The organism is Photobacterium sp., assembly GCF_033720175.1.
In the GTDB taxonomy this organism is placed as follows: domain Bacteria; phylum Pseudomonadota; class Gammaproteobacteria; order Enterobacterales; family Vibrionaceae; genus Photobacterium.
The window spans coordinates 13,185-32,978 of record NZ_JAWWDA010000026.1 but is presented as its reverse complement, the minus strand read 5'-3'; the positions used below and the strand labels follow the sequence as shown (position 1 = coordinate 32,978).

Below are 19,794 nucleotides of genomic sequence, written 5' to 3'. Positions count from 1 at the left end.
CACAATGATTGTCGTTGTTGTAACACCGATTTAGTGCGCGCGTAGCTCAGCTGGATAGAGTACCTGGCTACGAACCAGGCGGTCGGAGGTTCGAATCCTCCCGCGCGCACCATTATTTATACGCAATGACGATCCCACAATGATTGTCGTTGTTGTAACACCGATTTAGTGCGCGCGTAGCTCAGCTGGATAGAGTACCTGGCTACGAACCAGGCGGTCGGAGGTTCGAATCCTCCCGCGCGCACCATTATTTAAAGCTCAGCTCCGGCTGGGCTTTTTTGTATCTTCATATTTCTCCATTCTCTATACCTTCAGAATAAACCGCGTAATGCCTCTCAGGCCTTGTTATTGCTCGATGTTGACTATAACCAGCCTGCTGTGCTTAATGCTCATTCGTGAGCCGAGAGGATGGCTGTATCAAAGCAATTCAGAATGGCTGAGTAGCCAGTTAATTAATCCATTAAATCTATCTGTTTATAAGAAATAACCACAAAGTGCTGAGAAAAGACCAGGGGGTTGATTTATTAACTCCTGTTATCTATTAAGTTGTTATTTATGAAAGGAAAAAATTAAATAGCTAAACTTACCTTCCGTTAACGTAAGCGTCACCATGATCTTGTTTCGGCTTGTTTTTTCTACGGTTTCAGCGCGGGGCTGTAGCGAATAACTTAATCACAGATGGTTATATTTCAGGATGTTGTGTTGAATTGGCACTTCTATCGATGTTTTTCCATTAAGCCGAGAAAATGAGACGCAATCTTCATTAATACACGGTATTTTTATTAATCAATTTGACTTATTTTTGTATCTCGTGGTACTTGTTAACGCGCCAGTTCAGTTATAAAACCAATGAAAGGAAGCAAAAATGGCAGATTTAGGAAGTTTGCTATGGGAAGCGGCAACAATCATGCTTACCGGAATGTTTGTTGTATTTTTATTTCTTAGCATACTGATCTTTTTGGTTCAGCTCTTGGCGAAAGTGGCCCATGTTGATGCGTTACCCGCAGCCCAACAGCCACCGCTAAGCGTTGCCTCACATGAGAGTGAGGTTCAACCTGACGTGATAGCCGCTATTTCATCAGCCGTTTATCAGTACCGTCAGCGTAAAGCCTAGAATGATTTACAGGACAATTATACTTACAAGGAGTTTGCGATCATGTCCAAGCCTTTAGCTATCACTGACGTCGTATTACGTGATGCACATCAGTCTCTGTTTGCCACCCGTCTGCGTATCGAAGATATGTTGCCTATTGCACAGCAGTTAGACAATGTGGGTTATTGGTCTCTAGAGACCTGGGGCGGAGCCACATTCGATTCATGTATCCGTTTTTTGGGTGAAGACCCCTGGGAGCGCTTGCGGGCGCTGAAACAGGCCATGCCAAAAACACCGATGCAGATGTTGCTTCGTGGTCAGAATCTTCTGGGTTATCGTCACTATGGTGATGACGTGGTCGAAAAATTTGTTGAGCGAGCCCATGCCAATGGTATGGATGTGTTCCGCATTTTTGATGCAATGAATGATGTGCGTAATTTCAAAAAAGCCGTCACATCGGCTGTCGATGTCGGCGCTCATGCTCAGGGGACGATTTCTTATACCACCAGCCCGGTTCATAACTTAGACACCTGGACTGATCTCGCGAAACGCCTGGAAGATCTTGGCTGTCATTCTATTTGTATCAAAGATATGTCTGGCCTGCTAAAACCTTACGAAGCGGAAGAGTTGGTTAAACGTATCAAAGCATCGTGTGATGTCCCTTTGGCTCTGCATTGCCACGCGACAACCGGCCTATCGGCAGCCACTGCGGTAAAAGCTGTTGAAGCTGGTCTGGATATTCTTGATACCGCCATTTCTTCGATGAGCCAGACCTATGGCCACACGCCGACTGAAGCGGTCGTCGCGATGCTTGAGGGGACAGAGCGTGATACCAACCTTGATTTGCAGCAGCTTGAGCCGATAGCAACCTACTTCCGAGAAGTCCGGAAGAAATATGCTAAATTTGAAGGCAGCCTGAAAGGCGTTGATGCGCGGATTCTACTGGCCCAAGTGCCAGGCGGTATGCTGACTAACATGGAAGGCCAGCTTAAAGAGCAGGGCGCAGCTGACCGTTTTGATGAAGTACTGGAAGAGATCCCTCGCGTTCGTGAAGATTTAGGTTTTATTCCATTGGTTACCCCAACCTCGCAGATTGTTGGTACTCAATCGGTATTGAATGTATTAACGGGCGAGCGCTATAAGAGCATCACCAAAGAGACTGCCGGGTTATTGAAAGGCGAATATGGCCAGACTCCGGCACCAGTGAATGCCGAGCTGCAGGCTCGTGTTCTCAACGGAGCCGAGGCGATCACTTGCCGACCGGCCGATCTGCTTACCGATGAACTGGCGGCGTTGACGGATGAGCTGCTGGCTAAAGCAGAAGCTGAAAAAATTACGCTCGCTGAGCAGTCTGTTGATGATGTTCTGATTTATGCGTTATTCCCTCAGGTGGGCCTGAATTTTCTTAAAAACCGTAATAATCCGGAAGCCTTTGAACCGGCACCAGGTACTGAAACGGCGCCAGCACCAGCGGCAACTCCGGTTGCTCAGGCTGGCGGCATTGAGGCCTACAGTGTCAAAGTGAATGGTCAGGTATATGACGTTGAAGTCGGCCCTAGTGGTCAGCTATCTGCTGTCACATCGGTGGCAGCACCAGCGCCGGTAAGCAGTGCCCCCGCGGCGAGCGCCGAGGCCATTTCAGCACCGCTGGCCGGAAATATCTTTAAAGTTGTCGTTCAGCCCGGTCATTTAGTGGCAGAAGGTGATGTACTGGTAATACTTGAAGCGATGAAGATGGAAACTGAAATTCGGGCTGCGCGTGGTGGGGTGATCCACGAGCTTCATGTCAAAGAAGGTGATTCTGTTTCGGTCGGCTCGCCGATTCTAAGCCTGGCGTAAGAGGGTACCATGGACGGTTTAATAAAACTCTGGGGCGAGACCGGGATTGCCAATTTTGAGTTCGGCCAGATTGTAATGATTCTGGTTGGCTGCGGTCTGCTTTTCTTGGCGATACGTAAGGGCTTTGAGCCCTTGCTGTTGCTGCCTATCGGGTTTGGTGCCATTTTGGCCAATATTCCTAATGCCGGTTTTACCGAACCGGGCGGCTTGTTGTATTACATCTACCATGTTGGGATCGAAACCGGGGTATTCCCGTTATTGATCTTTATGGGGGTCGGTGCAATGACCGACTTCGGTGCCTTGATTGCAAACCCTAAAACTCTATTGTTAGGCGCTGCAGCTCAGTTCGGTATCTTCTTCACCCTGTTTGGTGCGATTTTGCTGAATCTCGTACCCGGGATGGAGTTTACCCTGGCTGATGCGTCGTCGATTGCAATCATCGGTGGTGCCGATGGCCCAACCGCAATCTTCCTGGCCAGCCGTTTATCTCCGGATCTGCTGGGTGCGATTGCCGTGGCGGCGTACAGCTACATGGCATTGGTGCCAATTATTCAGCCCCCGATTATGAAAGCGCTGACAACTCCCGAAGAGCGTCAAATTCAGATGCAGCAGCTGCGTCATGTCAGTAAGGCCGAGAAGATCCTGTTCCCAATGGCGGTATTGGGAATGACAATTCTGTTCTTGCCTTCGGCATCGCCACTGGTCGGGATGTTCTGTCTCGGTAACCTGATGCGAGAGTCTGGTGTGGTTGATCGCCTGTCTAATACGGTACAGAACGAATTGATCAACATCGTGACGATTTTACTCGGTCTGGGAGTGGGTTCGAAGCTGGAAGCGGATAAATTCCTCCAGATGGAAACCTTAGGGATCCTGGTGCTCGGTGCCGTTGCGTTCAGTATCGGTACCGGTGGCGGTGTGTTAATGGCGAAATTGCTTAACCGCTTCAGTAAAGAAGATATTAATCCACTGATTGGGGCGGCGGGTGTTTCGGCGGTTCCGATGGCGGCACGGGTGGTGAATAAGGTTGGCCTGGAAGCGAACCCGCATAACTTCCTGCTGATGCATGCGATGGGGCCGAATGTGGCCGGGGTACTGGGCTCTGCGGTAGCGGCCGGTATCTTGCTGGCGTTGGTTGGCTAAACTTAGCGCTGACTACAGTACTTAGAAACAAATAGAAACGGGTAGCAAGGTGCTACCCGTTTTTTTTATTGCTATTGTTAGCTATTGTCTTACGATGAACGAGACTTATAACGAGAAGGAATATAAATGAAACCCTATCAGCAACTAGCGATCACTCAGTTTGGCGACCCCTCGGTGCTCAGCTTGCAAACCGCTTCTACGCCATCGCTGACTGCTGATCAGGTGCTGGTGAAGGTCGTTTATGCCAGCGTTAATCCGATCGATGCCAAAACCCGGGCCGGGCTAGGCTGGGCCGCTCAGCAGAACAAAGATAACCTGCCCTGGGTGCCGGGCTATGACATTGCCGGTAAGATTGTTGAAGTCGGCAATAATGTTAAATCGCTGGTTGTCGGTGAACGGGTTGCCGGGTTTATTGGCTTTCCTCTTCAGGGCGGCGGTTACAGCGAGTATGTGGTCGTCGATGCCGAATCATTGAGTAAAGTGCCGGCGAAAATTGAGCTTGTGCAGGCAGCAGCATTGCCTCTGGCGGGACAAACGGCCTGGCAGGCATTAGATAAAGCGAAAGTTACTGTCAGTGATCGGGTCCTCATTCTGGCTGGCGCCGGCGGAGTCGGACATATCGCAATTCAGCTGGCGGTCGCAAAAGGCGCGGAGGTTGTAGCAAGCTGTTCGGCGGCAAATGTGGAATTTGTCTCAGACTTGGGTGCTACCGCGATTGATTATCAGCAAGGGAATCTTGAGCAACAGATTAAGCCGGTCGATGTACTGATTGATTTGATGGGGGGAGAGGTGGGTTGTGCTGCGTTGAAGTGTGTTAAAGCCGGTGGCCGGGTGGTGACAATACCGACGCTCACAGCAGAGCGGGTTTGCCAGCAAGCGCAGCAACTTGGCTTGCAGGCTGCAGGAATGCTCGTGGCCCCCAATGTTGCGCAAAATGATGCAATGCTCAAAATGCTGGCGCAGGGGGAGCTGCACTTACATATTGCGGCACAATTCCCTTTGTCTGAGGGAGCCCGTGCGCATCAGCAGATTGAAAGTGGCCGGACGCGCGGGAAAATTGTTCTATCGACGGGTGCCCAGTAACGGTTGTGGTAAAGATAAACAGCCTCTAATGTAAGAAAATAAAAATGCTAGATTTGTTAAATGGCGAGTCAGCGCTATTGATGCTGTTCACCACCGGTTTTTTGAGTGCCACCTTATTGCCGGGCGCTTCAGAAGCGAACCTGATCGCAACGTTGAAACTAGGGAACAATGTGGTATGGCTGGTTGTTGGGGTGGCGACGCTGGGCAACACCCTTGGCGGAATGACCAACTATTGGTTAGGACGGTTGTTACCCGATAAAACTTCTGAGCTAAAACATGGTCATAAAGCGATAGAATGGCTGAAAAAATATGGTTACTGGACCCTCTTCTTAAGCTGGTTGCCTGTCATCGGGGACCCGCTATGTTTAGCCGCAGGATGGCTGCGGATGCATCAGTGGTTGAGTTTATTTATCATCATGATTGGTAAAGCTTTGCGCTACGGTGTGCTGGCCATGGTGGTTCAAGGTTTATTATAAGGAATGCGTAAGTGCAAAAGTGGATTCTAAGTGTCACCCTGCTGTCGATAGTTGGCTGTAGCGGTCTGATGGGGCAAAGCAAAGATGCTCCCGTGCTGCCTGAGGGCATCACTTTCGTTGAACAAGTAACAGCCGAGCACGGTGAGACTGTTATTCCCTACAGTAAATACACACTTGCTAACGGGCTAACCGTGGTTCTTCATGAAGATAGATCTGATCCATTAGTGCATGTCGATATGACGTACCACGTCGGCTCTGCCCGCGAAGAACAAGGCAAATCCGGTTTTGCGCATTTCTTTGAACATATGATGTTTCAGGGATCAGAGCATGTCGGTGATCAGGAACACTTTCGTCTGATCACTGAAGCAGGCGGAACCTTAAACGGAACCACAAACCGGGATCGTACCAATTATTTTGAAACCGTACCGGCGAACCAGCTGGAGAAAATGCTGTGGTTAGAATCAGACCGGATGGGATTTTTACTTGGGGCGGTTTCACAGCGTAAATTCGAGATCCAGCGCTCAACGGTAAAGAATGAACGAGCCCAGCGCTATGAAAATCGTCCTTATGGTCTGGTCTACGAGCGCATTGGCGAAGCCCTATACCCTCAATCCCACCCATATTCCTGGCAGACAATTGGTTATGTCGAAGATTTAGATCGCGTGGATGTTAATGATCTCAAGGCGTTCTTCTTGCGTTGGTACGGCCCGAACAATGCCACGCTCACGATCGGCGGCGATATCGATAAAGCGCAGACGCTGGAGTGGGTGAAAAAGTATTTTGGCTCGATTCCCCGTGGCCCTGAAGTGATCAATGCGGCGAAATATCCCGTCACGTTGAATGCGACTCGCTACCTGACACTGGAAGATAAAGTACAGCAGCCCATGCTGATGATGGCGTGGCCAACCTCATATAACGGCGCGGAAGATGAAGCATCGCTGGATATGCTGGCGAAAGTGATCGGCGGGGGGAAGAACAGCCTGCTGTACCAGGATCTGGTCAAAACCGGTGATGTCGTTGACGCGGGGGCCTACCACGATTGTGCCGAGCTTAGCTGTACCATGTACGTTTATGCGATAGGTCAAAGTGGCAGCAAAGGCAACTTAAAAGATGTGCACAGCAAAGTTGTCTCGATCCTTGATGGTCTTGAGCTGCGAGGAGTCAATGAAAAAGAGCTGAGTGAACTGAAAGGCATGGTAGAAGCCAATGCGATTTTCGGTTTGCAGAGTGTGAGCGGCAAAGTGTCGCAACTAGCCGCCTATGAGACTTTCTATGGTAACCCTAACCATCTAGGTGTTGAACTGCAGCGGCTGCGTGATGTCACCACTGACAGCATTGAAGCGGCATATATGCTGTACCTGAACGGCAACCCGAACGTTACGTTAAGTGTGGTGCCTAAAGGTAAAACAGCACTGGCCGCGGCGAAGCCGAACTATACCCCGCTGCCACGTGTTATTCCTGAATATCAGAAAGTCACCGATGATCAGCTCGCACTGAGAAAGTCGGTTGAGCATTTTGACCGGTCAGTGATGCCACCGCTTTCTCAGCCGGTTGAGGCAGTGATGCCGCGCTTGTATCAGTTTGAACTGGATAACGGAATCAATGTACTGGGAACCAAATATATTGAAACGCCAACGGTAGAGCTGCAGTTAGTGATCCCTGCCGGACGCCGTTTTGAACTTGAAGGCAAAACCGGGTTAGCCCAGCTGACAGCGGCGATGATGGGGGAAGCGACCCAGCGTTCAACTGCCGAAGAGTTATCTTCACGGCTGGATATGTTAGGCAGTACGGTCAGTTTTAGTACCGGTTTGTACAGCACAACGGTGTCGGTGACATCATTAGAGAAGAACCTGTCTCAGACACTGGCCATCATGGAAGAGCGTTTATTCCAGCCCGCGTTTAACCCGGCAGACTTCGAACGCTTGAAAGCGCAGGCCATCGAGGGGGTGGTGTATGAACATCAGCGTCCGGAGTGGTTAGCGAGCCAGGCAACACGAGAAGTGCTGTTTGGCGGCACGCCGTTCAGCCGTCCGCCGGAAGGAACCAAAGCCTCACTGGCGAGTATCACCTTAGAGGATGTTAAGCGCTTTTATGCCCGCTACTATACCCCGAATGGAACGGATGTGGTGGTCGTGGGGGATGTGGCTGAGTCTCAGCTGAGCCAACAGTTAGGCTTCCTGGCAGCATGGCAAGGCCGCCCGGAACCGGTCTTTAGTCCGCAGGCCATTCCTGCGCAGGCGAAGCAGGCGATTTGGATGGTTGACAAGCCGGGTGCACCGCAAACGGTGATCCGTCTGGCTCGCCAGGGACTGCCGTATGATGCAACTGGTGAGTTGTACGAAACTCAGCTGGCTAACTTTAACCTGGCGGGTAATTTCAACAGCCGTATCAACCTGAACCTTCGTGAAGATAAGGGTTATACCTATGGGGCTGGAGGCTACCAGACCGGGGGCAAAGAAGTGGGCTTGTCGGTGTACTACGCCCAGGTACGTGCAGATGCCAGCTTAGCATCATTAAAAGAGTTTCTGGCTGAATTAAAGAAAATCAGTACCGACGGGATAACGGATGAAGAAGTGAACTTTATGCGTCTGGCTGTCGGTCAGAAAGATGCGCTTAACTATGAAACCCCGGGAAAGAAGGCGCAACTGTTAGGTCAGATCCTGACTTATTCGCTACCGGAAAATTTCGTTGAACAGCGTAACGAAATCGTTGCTTCTATCAGCCAAGAACGACTCAATGAGCTGGCCGAGAAATGGTTTAATCCGGATGATTACCAGATCATTGTCGTGGGTGATGTCAAATCATTGCGACCGCAATTTGAAACACTGGGCATTCCAGTCAAAACGATTCAGCCGCAGATGTAATCTTGCGGATCCTGCCATGCTGTTTGTCGACGTTGCTATAACGTCGGCTTTTTCCCTTTATTTTAAAGGGTTATTTGTTTACAGATGGTAAAAGTGTTTCACTATAAAAATTATGGTAATCATTAATAATAATGATTACCCTATTTTCCAAATTACGATAATTAACGAGAATGACCTTGATGGATTTTTCACAAAGGTTACAGCAAATTTCCGCAAATTCTGATGCATTAACTCAGATTGGCCGTGGCCTGGAGCGGGAAGCGCTACGTATTACGACTCAAGGTGATTTGTCAGCTCAACCCCATCCTGCCGGTTTGGGATCAGCACTAACCAATAAATGGATCACCACCGATTTTGCCGAATCACTGTTAGAGTTTATTACTCCGGTCTCGCAAGATATAGATCACTTATTGACCCAGTTAAGTGATATTCACCAGTTTACCTACAGCCAGATGGGGGATGAGCGCCTGTGGCCAATGTCAATGCCCTGTTTTGTCGGTAGTGAAGATGATATTACTCTGGCGCAATACGGCAGCTCGAATACCGGGCGAATGAAAACCCTCTACCGTGAAGGCCTGAAACGCCGTTATGGTAGTGTCATGCAGGTGATTTCAGGTGTGCATTTCAACTTTTCGTTTCCTGACTCATTCTGGCAGCAGCTGTTTGGCGAGCAAAGCGTACAAGCGCGTCAGGATTCGGTTTCAGATGCTTATTTTGGCCTGATCCGTAACTATTACCGTTTTGGCTGGCTGATCCCTTATCTTTTCGGCGCATCACCGGCGCTGTGCGGGTCATTCCTGAAGGAGCACGGCTCGCCATCAGATTTTGAAAAACTGGGTAACGGCACTTATTATTTGCCGAATGCAACCGCGCTACGGTTAAGTGATCTGGGCTATACCAATAATGCACAAAGTGCGCTGAAAATCGGTTTTAACAGCCTGGAGCAATACCTTGACGGTCTGAATCAGGCTATTCGCACTCCATCCGATGATTATGCCAATATCGGCGTGAAAGTTGACGGTGAGTACCGCCAGCTGAATAGTAATGTCCTGCAGATCGAAAATGAGCTGTATGCCCCCATTCGTCCGAAACGTGTGGCAAAAAATGGTGAAAAACCATCAGAAGCCCTTAGCCGCGGGGGGGTTGAATATATCGAAGTACGCTCATTGGATGTTAACCCGTTCAGCCCGATAGGTATTACAGAAGATCAGGTCCGCTTCCTTGATATGTTCCTGACCTGGGCGGTGTTGTCACCCTCCGCTGAAATGGATGACGCAGAGCTGGCTTGCTGGCGGGATAACTGGAATCGTGTCGTCCTTGATGGCCGCAATCCTGATCTAATGCTGAAAATTGGCTGTAATGGTGAACGTCTGTTGGCTAAAGACTGGGGATTACGCGTATTTGCTGAGCTGGAAGCTGTTGCCAAGGCGATGGATGATGCGGCGGGTAATGATAACTACCAGCAGACGTATCAGCGTTTGAAAGAGTGGATTATTCATCCTGAGCTGACGATATCTGCGCAGTTACTGGCACAAATCAAGCAGCATGAAGGCATTGGCGCCGTCGGTAAAAAATTGGCGTTGCTGCATGCCGATGAACTCAAGAGCAGAGAGTTTGCTTTTTATAGCAAGAACGAGTTTGAACAGGAAGTTCAGGCGTCCGTTAAAAAACAGCAGCTCATTGAGCAAAGTGATAACAAGTCATTCGATGCGTATTTAGAGGATTACTTTGCCGATTTGAAATAGCGGCGAGCTAATCAGTATAAATTGTGACAGAGGTAGGCTTCTATCGTTTTTGTCATAAATATAGGCTGATTTGACAGGGATTTTTGCGTAAGGTCAACCGAGAAAAAAGTGGGCAGCAGTCTTGCTGCCCGAAACTATTTCGCAGGGATAACGACATAATAACTGCCCGTCTTTTATTCAGGTGCGAGATACCTAAGTTACCTCTAGAGGCACGATTCAGAGTAATACAAGCCCGTTCACATCAAGAAAAATATGCGAAGGAATGACAGGTTCTTTCGAGTGCATTTGACACAGAATGTGTGCGACTAAGCGTTTTACCGGCCGTTTGAAGATAAATTAGATAGCTGATAAATAGTGGTTATTACATTGAAATCATTTTGGTACCTATTCCATTGAGTGAAAATATGTTTTTAGCTGCGCGCGTAGTGATGCTTTCCGGTTTGCTGTTGGTGCTAAGCGGTTGTGCGACCCCACCGCCGAAAGATCAGTCGAACGTTTGCAATATTTTTCGTGAAAACCCTGATTGGTACCAAGATGCCGTCGATATGCAGCAGGAGTGGGGCACGCCGATTAATATTGCGATGGCTTTTGTCAAACAAGAAAGTAGTTTTCGACATGATGCCCGTCCTCCCAAAGACTATCTACTCGGTTTTATTCCCTGGGGCCGGATCAGCAGCGCTTATGGTTATGCTCAGGCACAGGATCCGGCCTGGGAAGACTACCAAAAAGCGACCGGAAACGGTGGCTCCCGAACCGATTTTGGTGATTCGCTGATGTTTGTAGGGTGGTATACCCATGAAACTCAGCGTCAGCTAGGGGTATCTAAATGGGATGCCAATGGTCAGTATCTTGCTTACCACGAAGGACGAGGAGGCTATCAACGAGGCACCTATAAGAGTAAGCCGACGCTGATAAGAGTCTCTCGTAAGGTGGAGCAACAGGCAAAAAATTATGGTTGGCAATTGAAGCAATGCCGACAGGAGCTGGATGATAATCGTAGCTGGTGGCCATTTTAATACGCAGGCCGTCATTGCCGAAATGGACATTAGCGCCATACTTAAAAATAACGGGTATGGGTAACGTGAGAGAAACTCATGGGCAAAGGAGAAGGAAGTAATGCCGTTATTAGATAGTTTTACCGTCGATCACACACGGATGCATGCACCTGCGGTACGCGTGGCGAAAACGATGCAGACGCCGAAAGGCGATACCATCACCGTTTTTGATTTACGTTTCTGCCGCCCTAATAAAGATATTTTGACTGAGCGGGGGATTCACACGCTCGAACACCTGTATGCCGGCTTCATGCGTAACCACCTCAATTCCGACCAGGTAGAAATCATTGATATCTCCCCTATGGGGTGCCGCACCGGTTTCTATATGAGTCTGATCGGTACGCCCAGTGAACAGGATGTCGCGGCGAGCTGGCGGGCGGCAATGGAAGATATACTGAAGGTTGAATCGCAGGAGCAGATCCCGGAACTGAACGAGTATCAGTGTGGGACTTATGGTATGCACTCGCTGGATGAGGCGAAAGCGATTGCCAAAAACATTCTGGCACAGGGGATTGATGTCAATAAAAACGATGAATTGGCATTACCGGAGTCGATGCTACACGATCTTAGTGTTAAGTAATTCCCGTTGGTATAGCCGCTAAAGGGCGCAGAATAAGACAAGAAAGCCGGCATTGATTGCCGGCTTTCTGCTTATAGATATATTCATGCTGAAATCGGTTCAGCCACTCATCCTGTTTTCTTCAACTGGGTTGGAAGCACTTTGACCAGTTTGATCATATTTTCTGAGACTTCCATAATTTTCATTTGGCGACCGGAGAGTTTAATGCTGATCTGGCTATCAGGAATATCTTCTAAATGCTCCAAGATCAAACCATTGAGGGTACGCGGGCCATCAGTCGGAAGATCCCAGTTCAGGCTCTTATTCAGATCGCGGATATTGGCGCTACCTTCAATCAGCAAGCTGCCATCTGCCTGTGGGGTAATTTCGTCGGCCAGGGTCGGAGAAATCGAGGTCGTAAATTCGCCGACAATTTCTTCCAGAATATCTTCTAAGGTGATCAGCCCCTGGATGTCGCCGTACTCATCAACAATCAGACCAATACGTTCTTTATTTCGTTGGAATTTTAATAGCTGGATGTTCAGTGGCGTGCCTTCAGGAATGAAATAGACTTCATCCGCAGCCCGAAGCAGGTTGGCTTTACTGAATTCGTTTTTTTCCATCATCAGGCGATAGGCTTCACGAACACGCAGCATACCGACCACTTCATCGATAGTATCGCGATACAGTACAATGCGCCCATGGGAAGAATGGATCAGCTGTCGAGTGATGGATTTCCAGTCGTCATTAATATTGATGGCCGCAATCTCACTGCGCGGGATCATCAGATCTTCGACGGTGACGTTTTCCAAATCTAAAATAGACAGCAACATATCCTGGTGGCGGCGAGGGATAAGGCCACCCGCTTCGTCCACAACGGTACGTAACTCTTCAGAACTAAGCTTCGAATCATTCATATTGCCGACATTTAACCCCATTAACAGCATGAAGCTATTGGTAATGCCGTTGACGAACCACACTAACGGGTAAAGCAGTTTCATCAGAATATTGAGGATAATACTGCTGGCATAAGAGACACGCTCGGGGTAAATCGCGGCAAGCGTTTTCGGGGTCACTTCAGCAAAAACGAGTACCACCAGGGTTAAGGCACCAGTCGCAATGGCCACACCGAAATCACCATAAAGGCGCATACCAATAATCGTGGCAATAGCAGAAGCGAGAATGTTGACCAGGTTATTTCCGATCAAGATAAGGCCGATGAGACGGTCGGGGCGAGACAGCAATTTTTCTACCCGCTTGGCCCCGCGGTGGCCTTGATTTGCGAGGTGCCGCAGCTTATAGCGGTTGAGGGACATCATGCCGGTTTCAGAACCGGAGAAATATCCGGAAATGACGAGTAGTAATATCAGAAGGGAGAATAATACTCCCGTGGATATGTCGTCCAAAAATCTAGTTCCTTAACGTGTTTGTTAAAATATAGTTGTACTCATTTGAGTATAAGTGTCAATGAGAAGTTAGTTGCAACGAGGTGTTTTTATCCGCCGATAATGATCTCTTTAACAAAACGGCTGCCAAAGTAAGCAAGGGTGAGTAAAAAAGCCCCTACCATGCTGAACCAGACAACCCTGCGGCCGCGCCAGCCGCGATGGTAGTGGCCCCAAAGTAAAGTACTGTAGACTCCCCAGGCCAGCAGTGACAACACCGCTTTATGGGTTTTCCCCTGCGCCAGCATGTCCTGAATAAAGATCAAGCCAGTTATCAAGGTCACCGTTAGTAATGTATTGCCTACCAGAATGATCTTGAAAAGCTGTCTTTCGACCATCATTAAAGGAGGAATGTTCGGATTAATCTGCAGGCTTTTTTTTGTTTTTAATTTATGATCTAACCAAGCGAGTTGAATGGCATATAAGGTGGCGATCATTAAAGTCGAATATGAGAACAAGGCCAGAGAAATATGCAGCAAGACTTGCGGCTGGGCTTCTAAATGGGTAATAAAGGCACCAGGTAACAGCGTCGCTGCTGATAAGTTTATTGCGGCAAAGCTATATATAATCGGGAGAAGAAACCATACGCGCATACGTAACATCGCAAATGTCGTTAACGTTGAGATGATCAGGCTGATCAGCGACGCGACATTGAGTATGCTCAGGTTCTGGCCCGGGCCACCCAGCATTAAATCTTTTAACAGCAGAATATGTAACGCTATCGCCGCAAGGGCTGAAAAAAAGACCGGCTTGATTTTAATACCATTACTATTGGTTAAGCCTGGAACAACCAGACCTAAAGCGAGAAAATAAAAACAAGCAGCCATTAAGGCAATCAACATATCCATAGTAAACTGGTAACTAGTTAAGATGGTTAGAAGACGTAATTATACCCTGCTCAAACAAGAGTCGCTATCTATACATGAAAGCGGATGCAGGATTGCGGTATACTAGTCATATCACCCACATATAATCTATGTGAAGTCGTACTAATATTAGTTGCGTAACGAGCGAGTAGCACATGTTCGAAAATTTAACGGAGCGTTTATCGCGAACGCTTAAGAATGTCAGCGGCCGTGGTCGCCTAACGGACGACAACATCAAAGATACGCTGCGTGAAGTACGCATGGCGTTACTCGAAGCCGATGTTGCGCTTCCGGTTGTAAGAGAATTCGTCAAGCGCGTAAAAGAGCGCGCTGTCGGCACGGAAGTCTCCAAAAGTCTGACTCCGGGTCAGGAATTCATCAAAATCGTTCAGGCTGAGCTTGAAATGGTTATGGGGGAGTCCAATGAAGCGCTGAACCTCGCTTGTCAGCCGCCAGCCGTTATCTTGATGGCCGGTCTGCAAGGCGCGGGTAAAACCACTAGTGTCGGTAAGTTAGGTAAAGTACTTAAAGAGCGTGAGAAGAAAAAGGTTCTGGTTGTTTCTGCTGATGTCTACCGCCCGGCGGCGATTAAACAGCTAGAAACACTGGCAAGTGAAGTCGGTATCGATTTCTTCCCGTCTTCAGCCGATCAAAAGCCGGTTGATATCGTTACCGCGGCAGTGGGTCACGGTAAACTGAAGTTCTACGACGTTGTTATTGTCGATACTGCAGGTCGTCTGCATGTTGATGACGTCATGATGGACGAGATCAAAGACGTCCACGCGGCGGCAAATCCAGTTGAAACACTGTTTGTGGTTGATGCCATGACCGGTCAGGATGCAGCCAATACCGCGAAAGCCTTTAACGACGCGCTGCCACTAACCGGTGTGATCCTGACCAAGGTGGATGGTGATGCCCGTGGTGGTGCAGCATTATCTGTTCGCCATATTACCGGTAAGCCAATTAAATTTCTGGGTGTCGGTGAAAAAACGGATGCACTAGAACCGTTCCACCCGAACCGTGTTGCATCACGTATCTTGGGTATGGGTGACGTACTGTCACTTATCGAAGATCTAGAACGTAATGTAGATAAGAGTAAAGCTGAAGAGCTTGCTAAGAAGTTTAAAGAGAAGAAAGGGTTTGATCTTGAAGACTTCCGCGGCCAGCTTCAGCAGATGAAGAACATGGGCGGCATGATGGGCATGATGGATAAATTGCCCGGCATGTCTCAGCTACCTGAAAATGTAAAAGATCAGGTAGATGACCGGATGTTCCTGCAAATGGAAGCTATTATTAACTCCATGACCAAAGGCGAGCGTGCGCGTCCTGATATTATTAAGGGCTCACGTAAGAAGCGTATAGCGACGGGATCAGGCACCCAGGTGCAAGACGTTAACCGCCTGCTGAAACAATTTACCCAGATGCAAAAGATGATGAAGAAAATGCAAAAGGGTGGAATGAAGAACATGATGCGTAATATGAAGGGAATGATGCCGGGCGGTGGGATGTTCCCTGGGCGCTAAGTTGTTCATTTTTATCGGATTTGATCTTTTATTTTTATTTGGCTGGTGAAAAAGTAGCTAAAGCTGTTGCATTCGCCCGCCCAAAGAGTAAAATTCCGAGGCTTTATTTTTTGGCACGGGCCCCGTTTTTTTGAGACGGGGCCGATTTTATTTACAGTAATGCAAAACTAAAGAGGACGATATGGTTACCATTCGTTTGGCACGTCACGGCGCTAAGAAGCGTCCATTTTACCAAATCGTTGTTGCTGATTCTCGTTGCGCACGCGACGGTCGTAACATCGAAAAAATCGGTTTCTTCAACCCGCTAGCTAAGGGTCAGGAAGAGCGTCTGCGTCTAGACCTAGACCGTGTAAATCACTGGGTTGGTCAGGGCGCAACTGTGTCTGACCGCGCAGCTAAGCTAATCAAAGACGCTTCTAAAGCAGCTTAATTAGCTATATCAGGTAGAGATAGAGAACTATGAGCTCACAGAACCAAGACTTAGTTGTTGTCGGTAAACTGGGTGCCACCTACGGTATCAAGGGTTGGCTCAAGGTTTTTTCCTACACTGAACAGTCTGAAAGTATTTTCTCCTATCAACCTTGGCTTATTAAAGTAAAGGGTGAATGGAAGCCAATCCAGATTGAATCCTGGAAAAAGCACGGTCAGGGCATGGTGGCTAAGTTAGAGGGCCTGGACATCCGCGAGGATGCACAGCTGTTCACTAACGCTGAGGTCGCTGTACATGCTGATCAACTGCCAGCGTTGTCAGATGAAGAATTCTACTGGCGCGAATTGTTTGGTATGTCTGTTTTCACTACCGAAGGTTACGACCTGGGTAAAGTAACAGACGTCCTGGAAACAGGGTCAAACGATGTATTGGTAGTGAAAGCTAACCTGAAAGATGCTTTTGGACAAAAGGAACGATTAATTCCGTTCCTCGATGAGCAGGTCATCAAGTCGATTGATCGCACTGCTCAGCGGATCGAAGTTGACTGGGATCCTGGATTTTAACCTCTGGTAATATAGCGAGCGAACACATGTGGGTTGGTGTGATCAGCCTTTTTCCCGAAATGTTCGGTGCCATTACCAATTTTGGGGTAACAGGTCAGGCGGTAAAAAAAGGCCTTTTATCTGTCGAAACGTGGAATCCTCGTGATTTTACGCACGACAAACACCGTACGGTAGACGATCGTCCATACGGTGGCGGACCCGGTATGTTAATGATGGTGCAGCCCTTGCGCGATGCCATTCATACTGCCAAGCAGTCCGCTAAAGGTAAGGCTAAAGTGATTTATCTTTCACCTCAGGGCCGTAAGCTTGATCAAGCGGGCGTTGAGGAACTGGCACAAAATGAGAACCTGATTCTTATTTGTGGCCGTTATGAAGGGGTAGATGAGCGCATTATCCAGCAAGAGGTAGACGAAGAATGGTCTATTGGGGATTTTGTGCTGACTGGGGGCGAATTGCCAGCCATGACATTAGTTGATGCAGTCGTTCGGTTTGTACCGGGCGTACTGGGTGACTTCGCGTCGGCAGAAGAAGATTCTTTTGCAAATGGTTTGTTAGATTGTCCACATTACACGCGTCCGGATGTGTTAGACGGGCAGGAAGTACCTAAGGTACTGATGTCAGGTAACCATAAGGATATTAGTCGCTGGCGATTAAAACAATCGTTAGGCCGTACTTGGCTTAGAAGACCAGAGCTCCTGGAAAACCTAGCTCTGACTGACGATCAGGAATTCTTGCTCGCGGAATTTATTCGCGAATATAAAGCAAGCAATTAATTAATTTAGTATCAGTTTATTCTAGGGTATACCAATGAGTAACATCATCAAGCAGCTCGAAGACGAGCAACTTAAACAAGACCTACCAACTTTTGCACCTGGTGACACTGTTGTCGTTCAGGTTAAAGTAAAAGAAGGTGACCGTGAGCGTCTACAGGCGTTCGAAGGCGTGGTTATCGCTAAGCGTAACCGTGGTCTACATTCTGCATTCACTGTTCGTAAGATCTCGAACGGCGAAGGCGTTGAGCGTGCGTTCCAAACTCACTCTCCAATCGTTGAAAGCATTACTGTTAAGCGTCGTGGTCTAGTACGTCGTGCCAAACTGTACTACCTACGTGAGCGTTCTGGTAAAGCAGCACGTATCAAAGAGAAACTTGTTCGCAAGTAATCTTAAACGTATGACGTTTATTGAGAAAGCCCACCGAAAGGTGGGCTTTTTTTATGGTAATGAAAACGGTCTTGAACCCCGGAAAAATAAGGCCCTGAAATAGCGATAACATTCGACATCTTAAAGCCGCAAAATCAGAACCCCAGAACCCCAGAACCCCAGAACCCCAGAACCCCAGAACCCCAGTTCAAACGTCAGCGAAACAGGGCCGCCCTTGGCAATAAAAAACCAGCCCCGAAGGACTGGTTCAAACAAATCGACAACGGTTAGGAATAAGAGCGGTTATGCTGTTTCCAGCTTGCCTTTGGTTTCATCTTCATCGGTAATATCTATATCACCTTTGCCTTTCGATTTCTTAATCACCAGTGCCATGATAGCCAGGGCTGCAATAACGCCGGTAACGGTTGAAACCACCATCGGCAGGCCGAAACCCAGCTGGCTGTTGTTCAGTATAAAGGTGATACATACCGTGGTCATGAACAATGCCGGTACGGTAGCTACCCAGTGCAGCTTGTTGTGGCGCAGCAGGTAAGCAGAAGCCGTCCAAAGCATCATGACCGCCGTAGACTGGTTAGCAAAACCGAAATAGCGCCAGATAATGCCGAAATCAACCTGAGTCAGGATACCGCCGAGCACAAACAGGGGCAGTGCCATTAGCAGGCGGTTACGCAGCGATTTCTGTTCCATGTTGAAGTATTCAGCCAGGATAAGACGGCTTGAGCGGAACGCGGTGTCGCCCGAGGTGATAGGCAGGATAACCACACCAAGGAAAGCAATGACACCGCCAAAGACGCCGAGCAGACCGATAGATGAATTGTAAACCACGCTGCCCGGACCACCATTGGCAACGGCTTCAGACAGTGCTTCTACAGAGCCGAAGAAAGACAGGGCCAGAGCACACCAGATCAGCGCGATAACACCTTCACCAATCATTGCGCCGTAAAAAACAAAACGACCGTTCTTCTCATTTTGCATGCAACGTGCCATCAGTGGAGACTGAGTTGCGTGGAAACCCGAAATAGCACCGCAAGCGATAGTGATAAACAGGGCAGGCCATAGTGGCAGGTCATTCGGGTTCATGTTGGTGAACATCTGGCTCATCTCGTAGTCACCAAGCAGCGTGTGTTCGCTGGAGAAGGCGATAGCGGTGATCAGGCCAACAGACATGAAAATTAACAGGGCGCCGAACAATGGGTAGAAGCGGCCAATGATTTTATCAACCGGTACAATCGTTGCAATGATGTAGTAAGCAAAGATAATTACCACCATGGTTGTCATCGACAGACCCATACCGGTCTGTTCGTTAACCAGGTTCGTGATCATGCCCGCCGGTGCTGATACAAAGACCACACCGACCAATAGCAACAGTACGATAGCAAAAATATTCATAAAGTGTTTTGCACCGTTGCCCAGATAGCGACCGGTAATGGTAGGTACTGAAGCGCCACCGTTGCGTATTGATAGCATGCCCGAGAAGTAATCATGTACCGCGCCGGCAAAGATGCAACCTAAAACAATCCATAGCATTGCGGCCGGACCGTATAACGCACCCATGATTGGCCCGAAGATTGGCCCGACACCGGCAATATTGAGCAGCTGTACCAGATAAACTTTTTTATTTGACATTGGCACGTAGTCAACGCCGTCTTGCTTGCTGTAAGCCGGTGTCTGGCGTTTTTCATTTATACCAAATACTTTTTCAATAAAAGCACCGTAGATAAAGTAACCACCTACCAGTGCAGCGACGCAGAGTAAGAACCAAGTCATAATATTATCTCGCTGTGATGTTTTGGATTTGTTTACAGCTGCCATATTAAAGCGCCCGGGCACAGATGCACGGGGTAAAATAGTGAGCGGTTATATGACGGGGTGAGTGGTCGGTAGCGCTATTAAGCGGTTTTGCTCAGTCAGCTAACATTCAGATTTCTTACCAGTGAAATAGAACAAGGAAA

17 protein-coding genes and 2 tRNA genes are annotated in these 19,794 nt (G+C 48.4%); 16 read left to right on the top strand and 3 right to left on the bottom strand.

The window, feature by feature from the left end:
* Window positions 1-35: 35 nt before the first annotated feature.
* The 11 genes from R3289_RS20000 to luxS all read left to right on the top strand — a co-directional run bounded on the left by R3289_RS20000 (window position 36) and on the right by luxS (window position 11,875).
* Window positions 36-112, top strand: a tRNA-Arg gene (locus R3289_RS20000).
* A 58-nt stretch (window positions 113-170) separates the two neighbouring features.
* Window positions 171-247, top strand: a tRNA-Arg gene (locus R3289_RS19995).
* Between the two features lie 618 nt (window positions 248-865).
* Window positions 866-1,114, top strand: coding sequence for an oxaloacetate decarboxylase subunit gamma (locus R3289_RS19990; protein WP_318927670.1), 249 nt, complete (start codon window positions 866-868; stop codon window positions 1,112-1,114).
* Window positions 1,115-1,156: 42 nt separating this feature from the next.
* Complete coding sequence (gene oadA, locus R3289_RS19985) at window positions 1,157-2,932, top strand: sodium-extruding oxaloacetate decarboxylase subunit alpha (protein ID WP_318927669.1); 1,776 nt, start codon at window positions 1,157-1,159, stop codon at window positions 2,930-2,932.
* 9 nt (window positions 2,933-2,941) lie between these two features.
* The gene (locus tag R3289_RS19980) at window positions 2,942-4,072 is read left to right on the top strand and encodes a sodium ion-translocating decarboxylase subunit beta (RefSeq protein ID WP_318927668.1); all 1,131 of its coding nucleotides are present in this window, start codon (window positions 2,942-2,944) and stop codon (window positions 4,070-4,072) included.
* A gap of 126 nt (window positions 4,073-4,198) precedes the next feature.
* On the top strand, window positions 4,199-5,155 hold the full coding sequence (locus R3289_RS19975) for an NADP-dependent oxidoreductase (protein ID WP_318927667.1): 957 nt from the start codon (window positions 4,199-4,201) through the stop codon (window positions 5,153-5,155).
* A gap of 44 nt (window positions 5,156-5,199) precedes the next feature.
* On the top strand, window positions 5,200-5,631 hold the full coding sequence (locus R3289_RS19970) for a YqaA family protein (RefSeq protein WP_318927666.1): 432 nt from the start codon (window positions 5,200-5,202) through the stop codon (window positions 5,629-5,631).
* An 11-nt stretch (window positions 5,632-5,642) separates the two neighbouring features.
* Window positions 5,643-8,495, top strand: a complete 2,853-nt coding sequence (locus R3289_RS19965; protein ID WP_318927665.1) for a pitrilysin family protein — start codon at window positions 5,643-5,645, stop codon at window positions 8,493-8,495.
* Between the two features lie 176 nt (window positions 8,496-8,671).
* On the top strand, window positions 8,672-10,240 hold the full coding sequence (gshA, locus tag R3289_RS19960; protein WP_318927664.1) for a glutamate--cysteine ligase: 1,569 nt from the start codon (window positions 8,672-8,674) through the stop codon (window positions 10,238-10,240).
* Window positions 10,241-10,644: 404 nt separating this feature from the next.
* Window positions 10,645-11,256, top strand: coding sequence for a hypothetical protein (locus tag R3289_RS19955; RefSeq protein ID WP_318927663.1), 612 nt, complete (start codon window positions 10,645-10,647; stop codon window positions 11,254-11,256).
* A 100-nt stretch (window positions 11,257-11,356) separates the two neighbouring features.
* On the top strand, window positions 11,357-11,875 hold the full coding sequence (gene luxS, locus R3289_RS19950; RefSeq protein ID WP_318927662.1) for an S-ribosylhomocysteine lyase: 519 nt from the start codon (window positions 11,357-11,359) through the stop codon (window positions 11,873-11,875).
* Between the two features lie 107 nt (window positions 11,876-11,982).
* On the opposite strand, the gene R3289_RS19945 is transcribed toward luxS, so the two are convergent.
* Both R3289_RS19945 and R3289_RS19940 read right to left on the bottom strand, forming a co-directional pair.
* On the bottom strand, window positions 11,983-13,260 hold the full coding sequence (locus R3289_RS19945) for an HlyC/CorC family transporter (RefSeq protein WP_318927661.1): 1,278 nt from the start codon (window positions 13,258-13,260) through the stop codon (window positions 11,983-11,985).
* 89 nt (window positions 13,261-13,349) lie between these two features.
* Window positions 13,350-14,147, bottom strand: a complete 798-nt coding sequence (locus R3289_RS19940) for an inner membrane protein YpjD (protein WP_318927660.1) — start codon at window positions 14,145-14,147, stop codon at window positions 13,350-13,352.
* A 173-nt stretch (window positions 14,148-14,320) separates the two neighbouring features.
* On the opposite strand from R3289_RS19940, the gene ffh reads away from it, so the two are divergent.
* The 5 genes from ffh (at window position 14,321) to rplS (ending at window position 17,842) form a co-directional block, all read left to right on the top strand.
* The gene (gene ffh / locus R3289_RS19935; protein ID WP_318927659.1) at window positions 14,321-15,688 is read left to right on the top strand and encodes a signal recognition particle protein; all 1,368 of its coding nucleotides are present in this window, start codon (window positions 14,321-14,323) and stop codon (window positions 15,686-15,688) included.
* Between the two features lie 181 nt (window positions 15,689-15,869).
* The gene (gene rpsP / locus R3289_RS19930; protein ID WP_318927658.1) at window positions 15,870-16,118 is read left to right on the top strand and encodes a 30S ribosomal protein S16; all 249 of its coding nucleotides are present in this window, start codon (window positions 15,870-15,872) and stop codon (window positions 16,116-16,118) included.
* 29 nt (window positions 16,119-16,147) lie between these two features.
* Window positions 16,148-16,681 carry a ribosome maturation factor RimM gene (gene rimM, locus R3289_RS19925; protein ID WP_318927657.1) on the top strand — a complete coding sequence of 178 codons (534 nt, stop codon included), beginning with the start codon at window positions 16,148-16,150 and terminating at the stop codon, window positions 16,679-16,681.
* A gap of 26 nt (window positions 16,682-16,707) precedes the next feature.
* Window positions 16,708-17,454, top strand: coding sequence for a tRNA (guanosine(37)-N1)-methyltransferase TrmD (gene trmD / locus R3289_RS19920; protein WP_318927656.1), 747 nt, complete (start codon window positions 16,708-16,710; stop codon window positions 17,452-17,454).
* Window positions 17,455-17,488: 34 nt separating this feature from the next.
* A complete protein-coding gene (rplS, locus tag R3289_RS19915; protein ID WP_107285392.1) occupies window positions 17,489-17,842 on the top strand; it encodes a 50S ribosomal protein L19 in 354 nt (117 codons plus the stop codon).
* Between the two features lie 282 nt (window positions 17,843-18,124).
* Here the strand turns inward: rplS and R3289_RS19910 are convergent, their stop codons facing one another.
* Window positions 18,125-19,609, bottom strand: coding sequence for a carbon starvation protein A (locus R3289_RS19910; protein WP_318927671.1), 1,485 nt, complete (start codon window positions 19,607-19,609; stop codon window positions 18,125-18,127).
* Between the last annotated feature and the right edge of the window lie 185 nt (window positions 19,610-19,794).

What these genes read in the sequence shown, in the direction of transcription:
- luxS (WP_318927662.1), top strand. Translation starts at nt 11,357, where the DNA reads ATGCCGTTATTAGATAGTTTTACCGTCGATCACACACGGATGCATGCA.
- oadA (WP_318927669.1), top strand. Translation starts at nt 1,157, where the DNA reads ATGTCCAAGCCTTTAGCTATCACTGACGTCGTATTACGTGATGCACAT.
- R3289_RS19975 (WP_318927667.1), top strand. Translation starts at nt 4,199, where the DNA reads ATGAAACCCTATCAGCAACTAGCGATCACTCAGTTTGGCGACCCCTCG.
- R3289_RS19980 (WP_318927668.1), top strand. Translation starts at nt 2,942, where the DNA reads ATGGACGGTTTAATAAAACTCTGGGGCGAGACCGGGATTGCCAATTTT.
- rpsP (WP_318927658.1), top strand. Translation starts at nt 15,870, where the DNA reads ATGGTTACCATTCGTTTGGCACGTCACGGCGCTAAGAAGCGTCCATTT.
- R3289_RS19955 (WP_318927663.1), top strand. Translation starts at nt 10,645, where the DNA reads ATGTTTTTAGCTGCGCGCGTAGTGATGCTTTCCGGTTTGCTGTTGGTG.
- R3289_RS19940 (WP_318927660.1), bottom strand. Translation starts at nt 14,147, where the DNA reads ATGGATATGTTGATTGCCTTAATGGCTGCTTGTTTTTATTTTCTCGCT.
- ffh (WP_318927659.1), top strand. Translation starts at nt 14,321, where the DNA reads ATGTTCGAAAATTTAACGGAGCGTTTATCGCGAACGCTTAAGAATGTC.
- rimM (WP_318927657.1), top strand. Translation starts at nt 16,148, where the DNA reads ATGAGCTCACAGAACCAAGACTTAGTTGTTGTCGGTAAACTGGGTGCC.
- R3289_RS19970 (WP_318927666.1), top strand. Translation starts at nt 5,200, where the DNA reads ATGCTAGATTTGTTAAATGGCGAGTCAGCGCTATTGATGCTGTTCACC.
- R3289_RS19990 (WP_318927670.1), top strand. Translation starts at nt 866, where the DNA reads ATGGCAGATTTAGGAAGTTTGCTATGGGAAGCGGCAACAATCATGCTT.
- rplS (WP_107285392.1), top strand. Translation starts at nt 17,489, where the DNA reads ATGAGTAACATCATCAAGCAGCTCGAAGACGAGCAACTTAAACAAGAC.
- R3289_RS19910 (WP_318927671.1), bottom strand. Translation starts at nt 19,609, where the DNA reads ATGACTTGGTTCTTACTCTGCGTCGCTGCACTGGTAGGTGGTTACTTT.
- trmD (WP_318927656.1), top strand. Translation starts at nt 16,708, where the DNA reads ATGTGGGTTGGTGTGATCAGCCTTTTTCCCGAAATGTTCGGTGCCATT.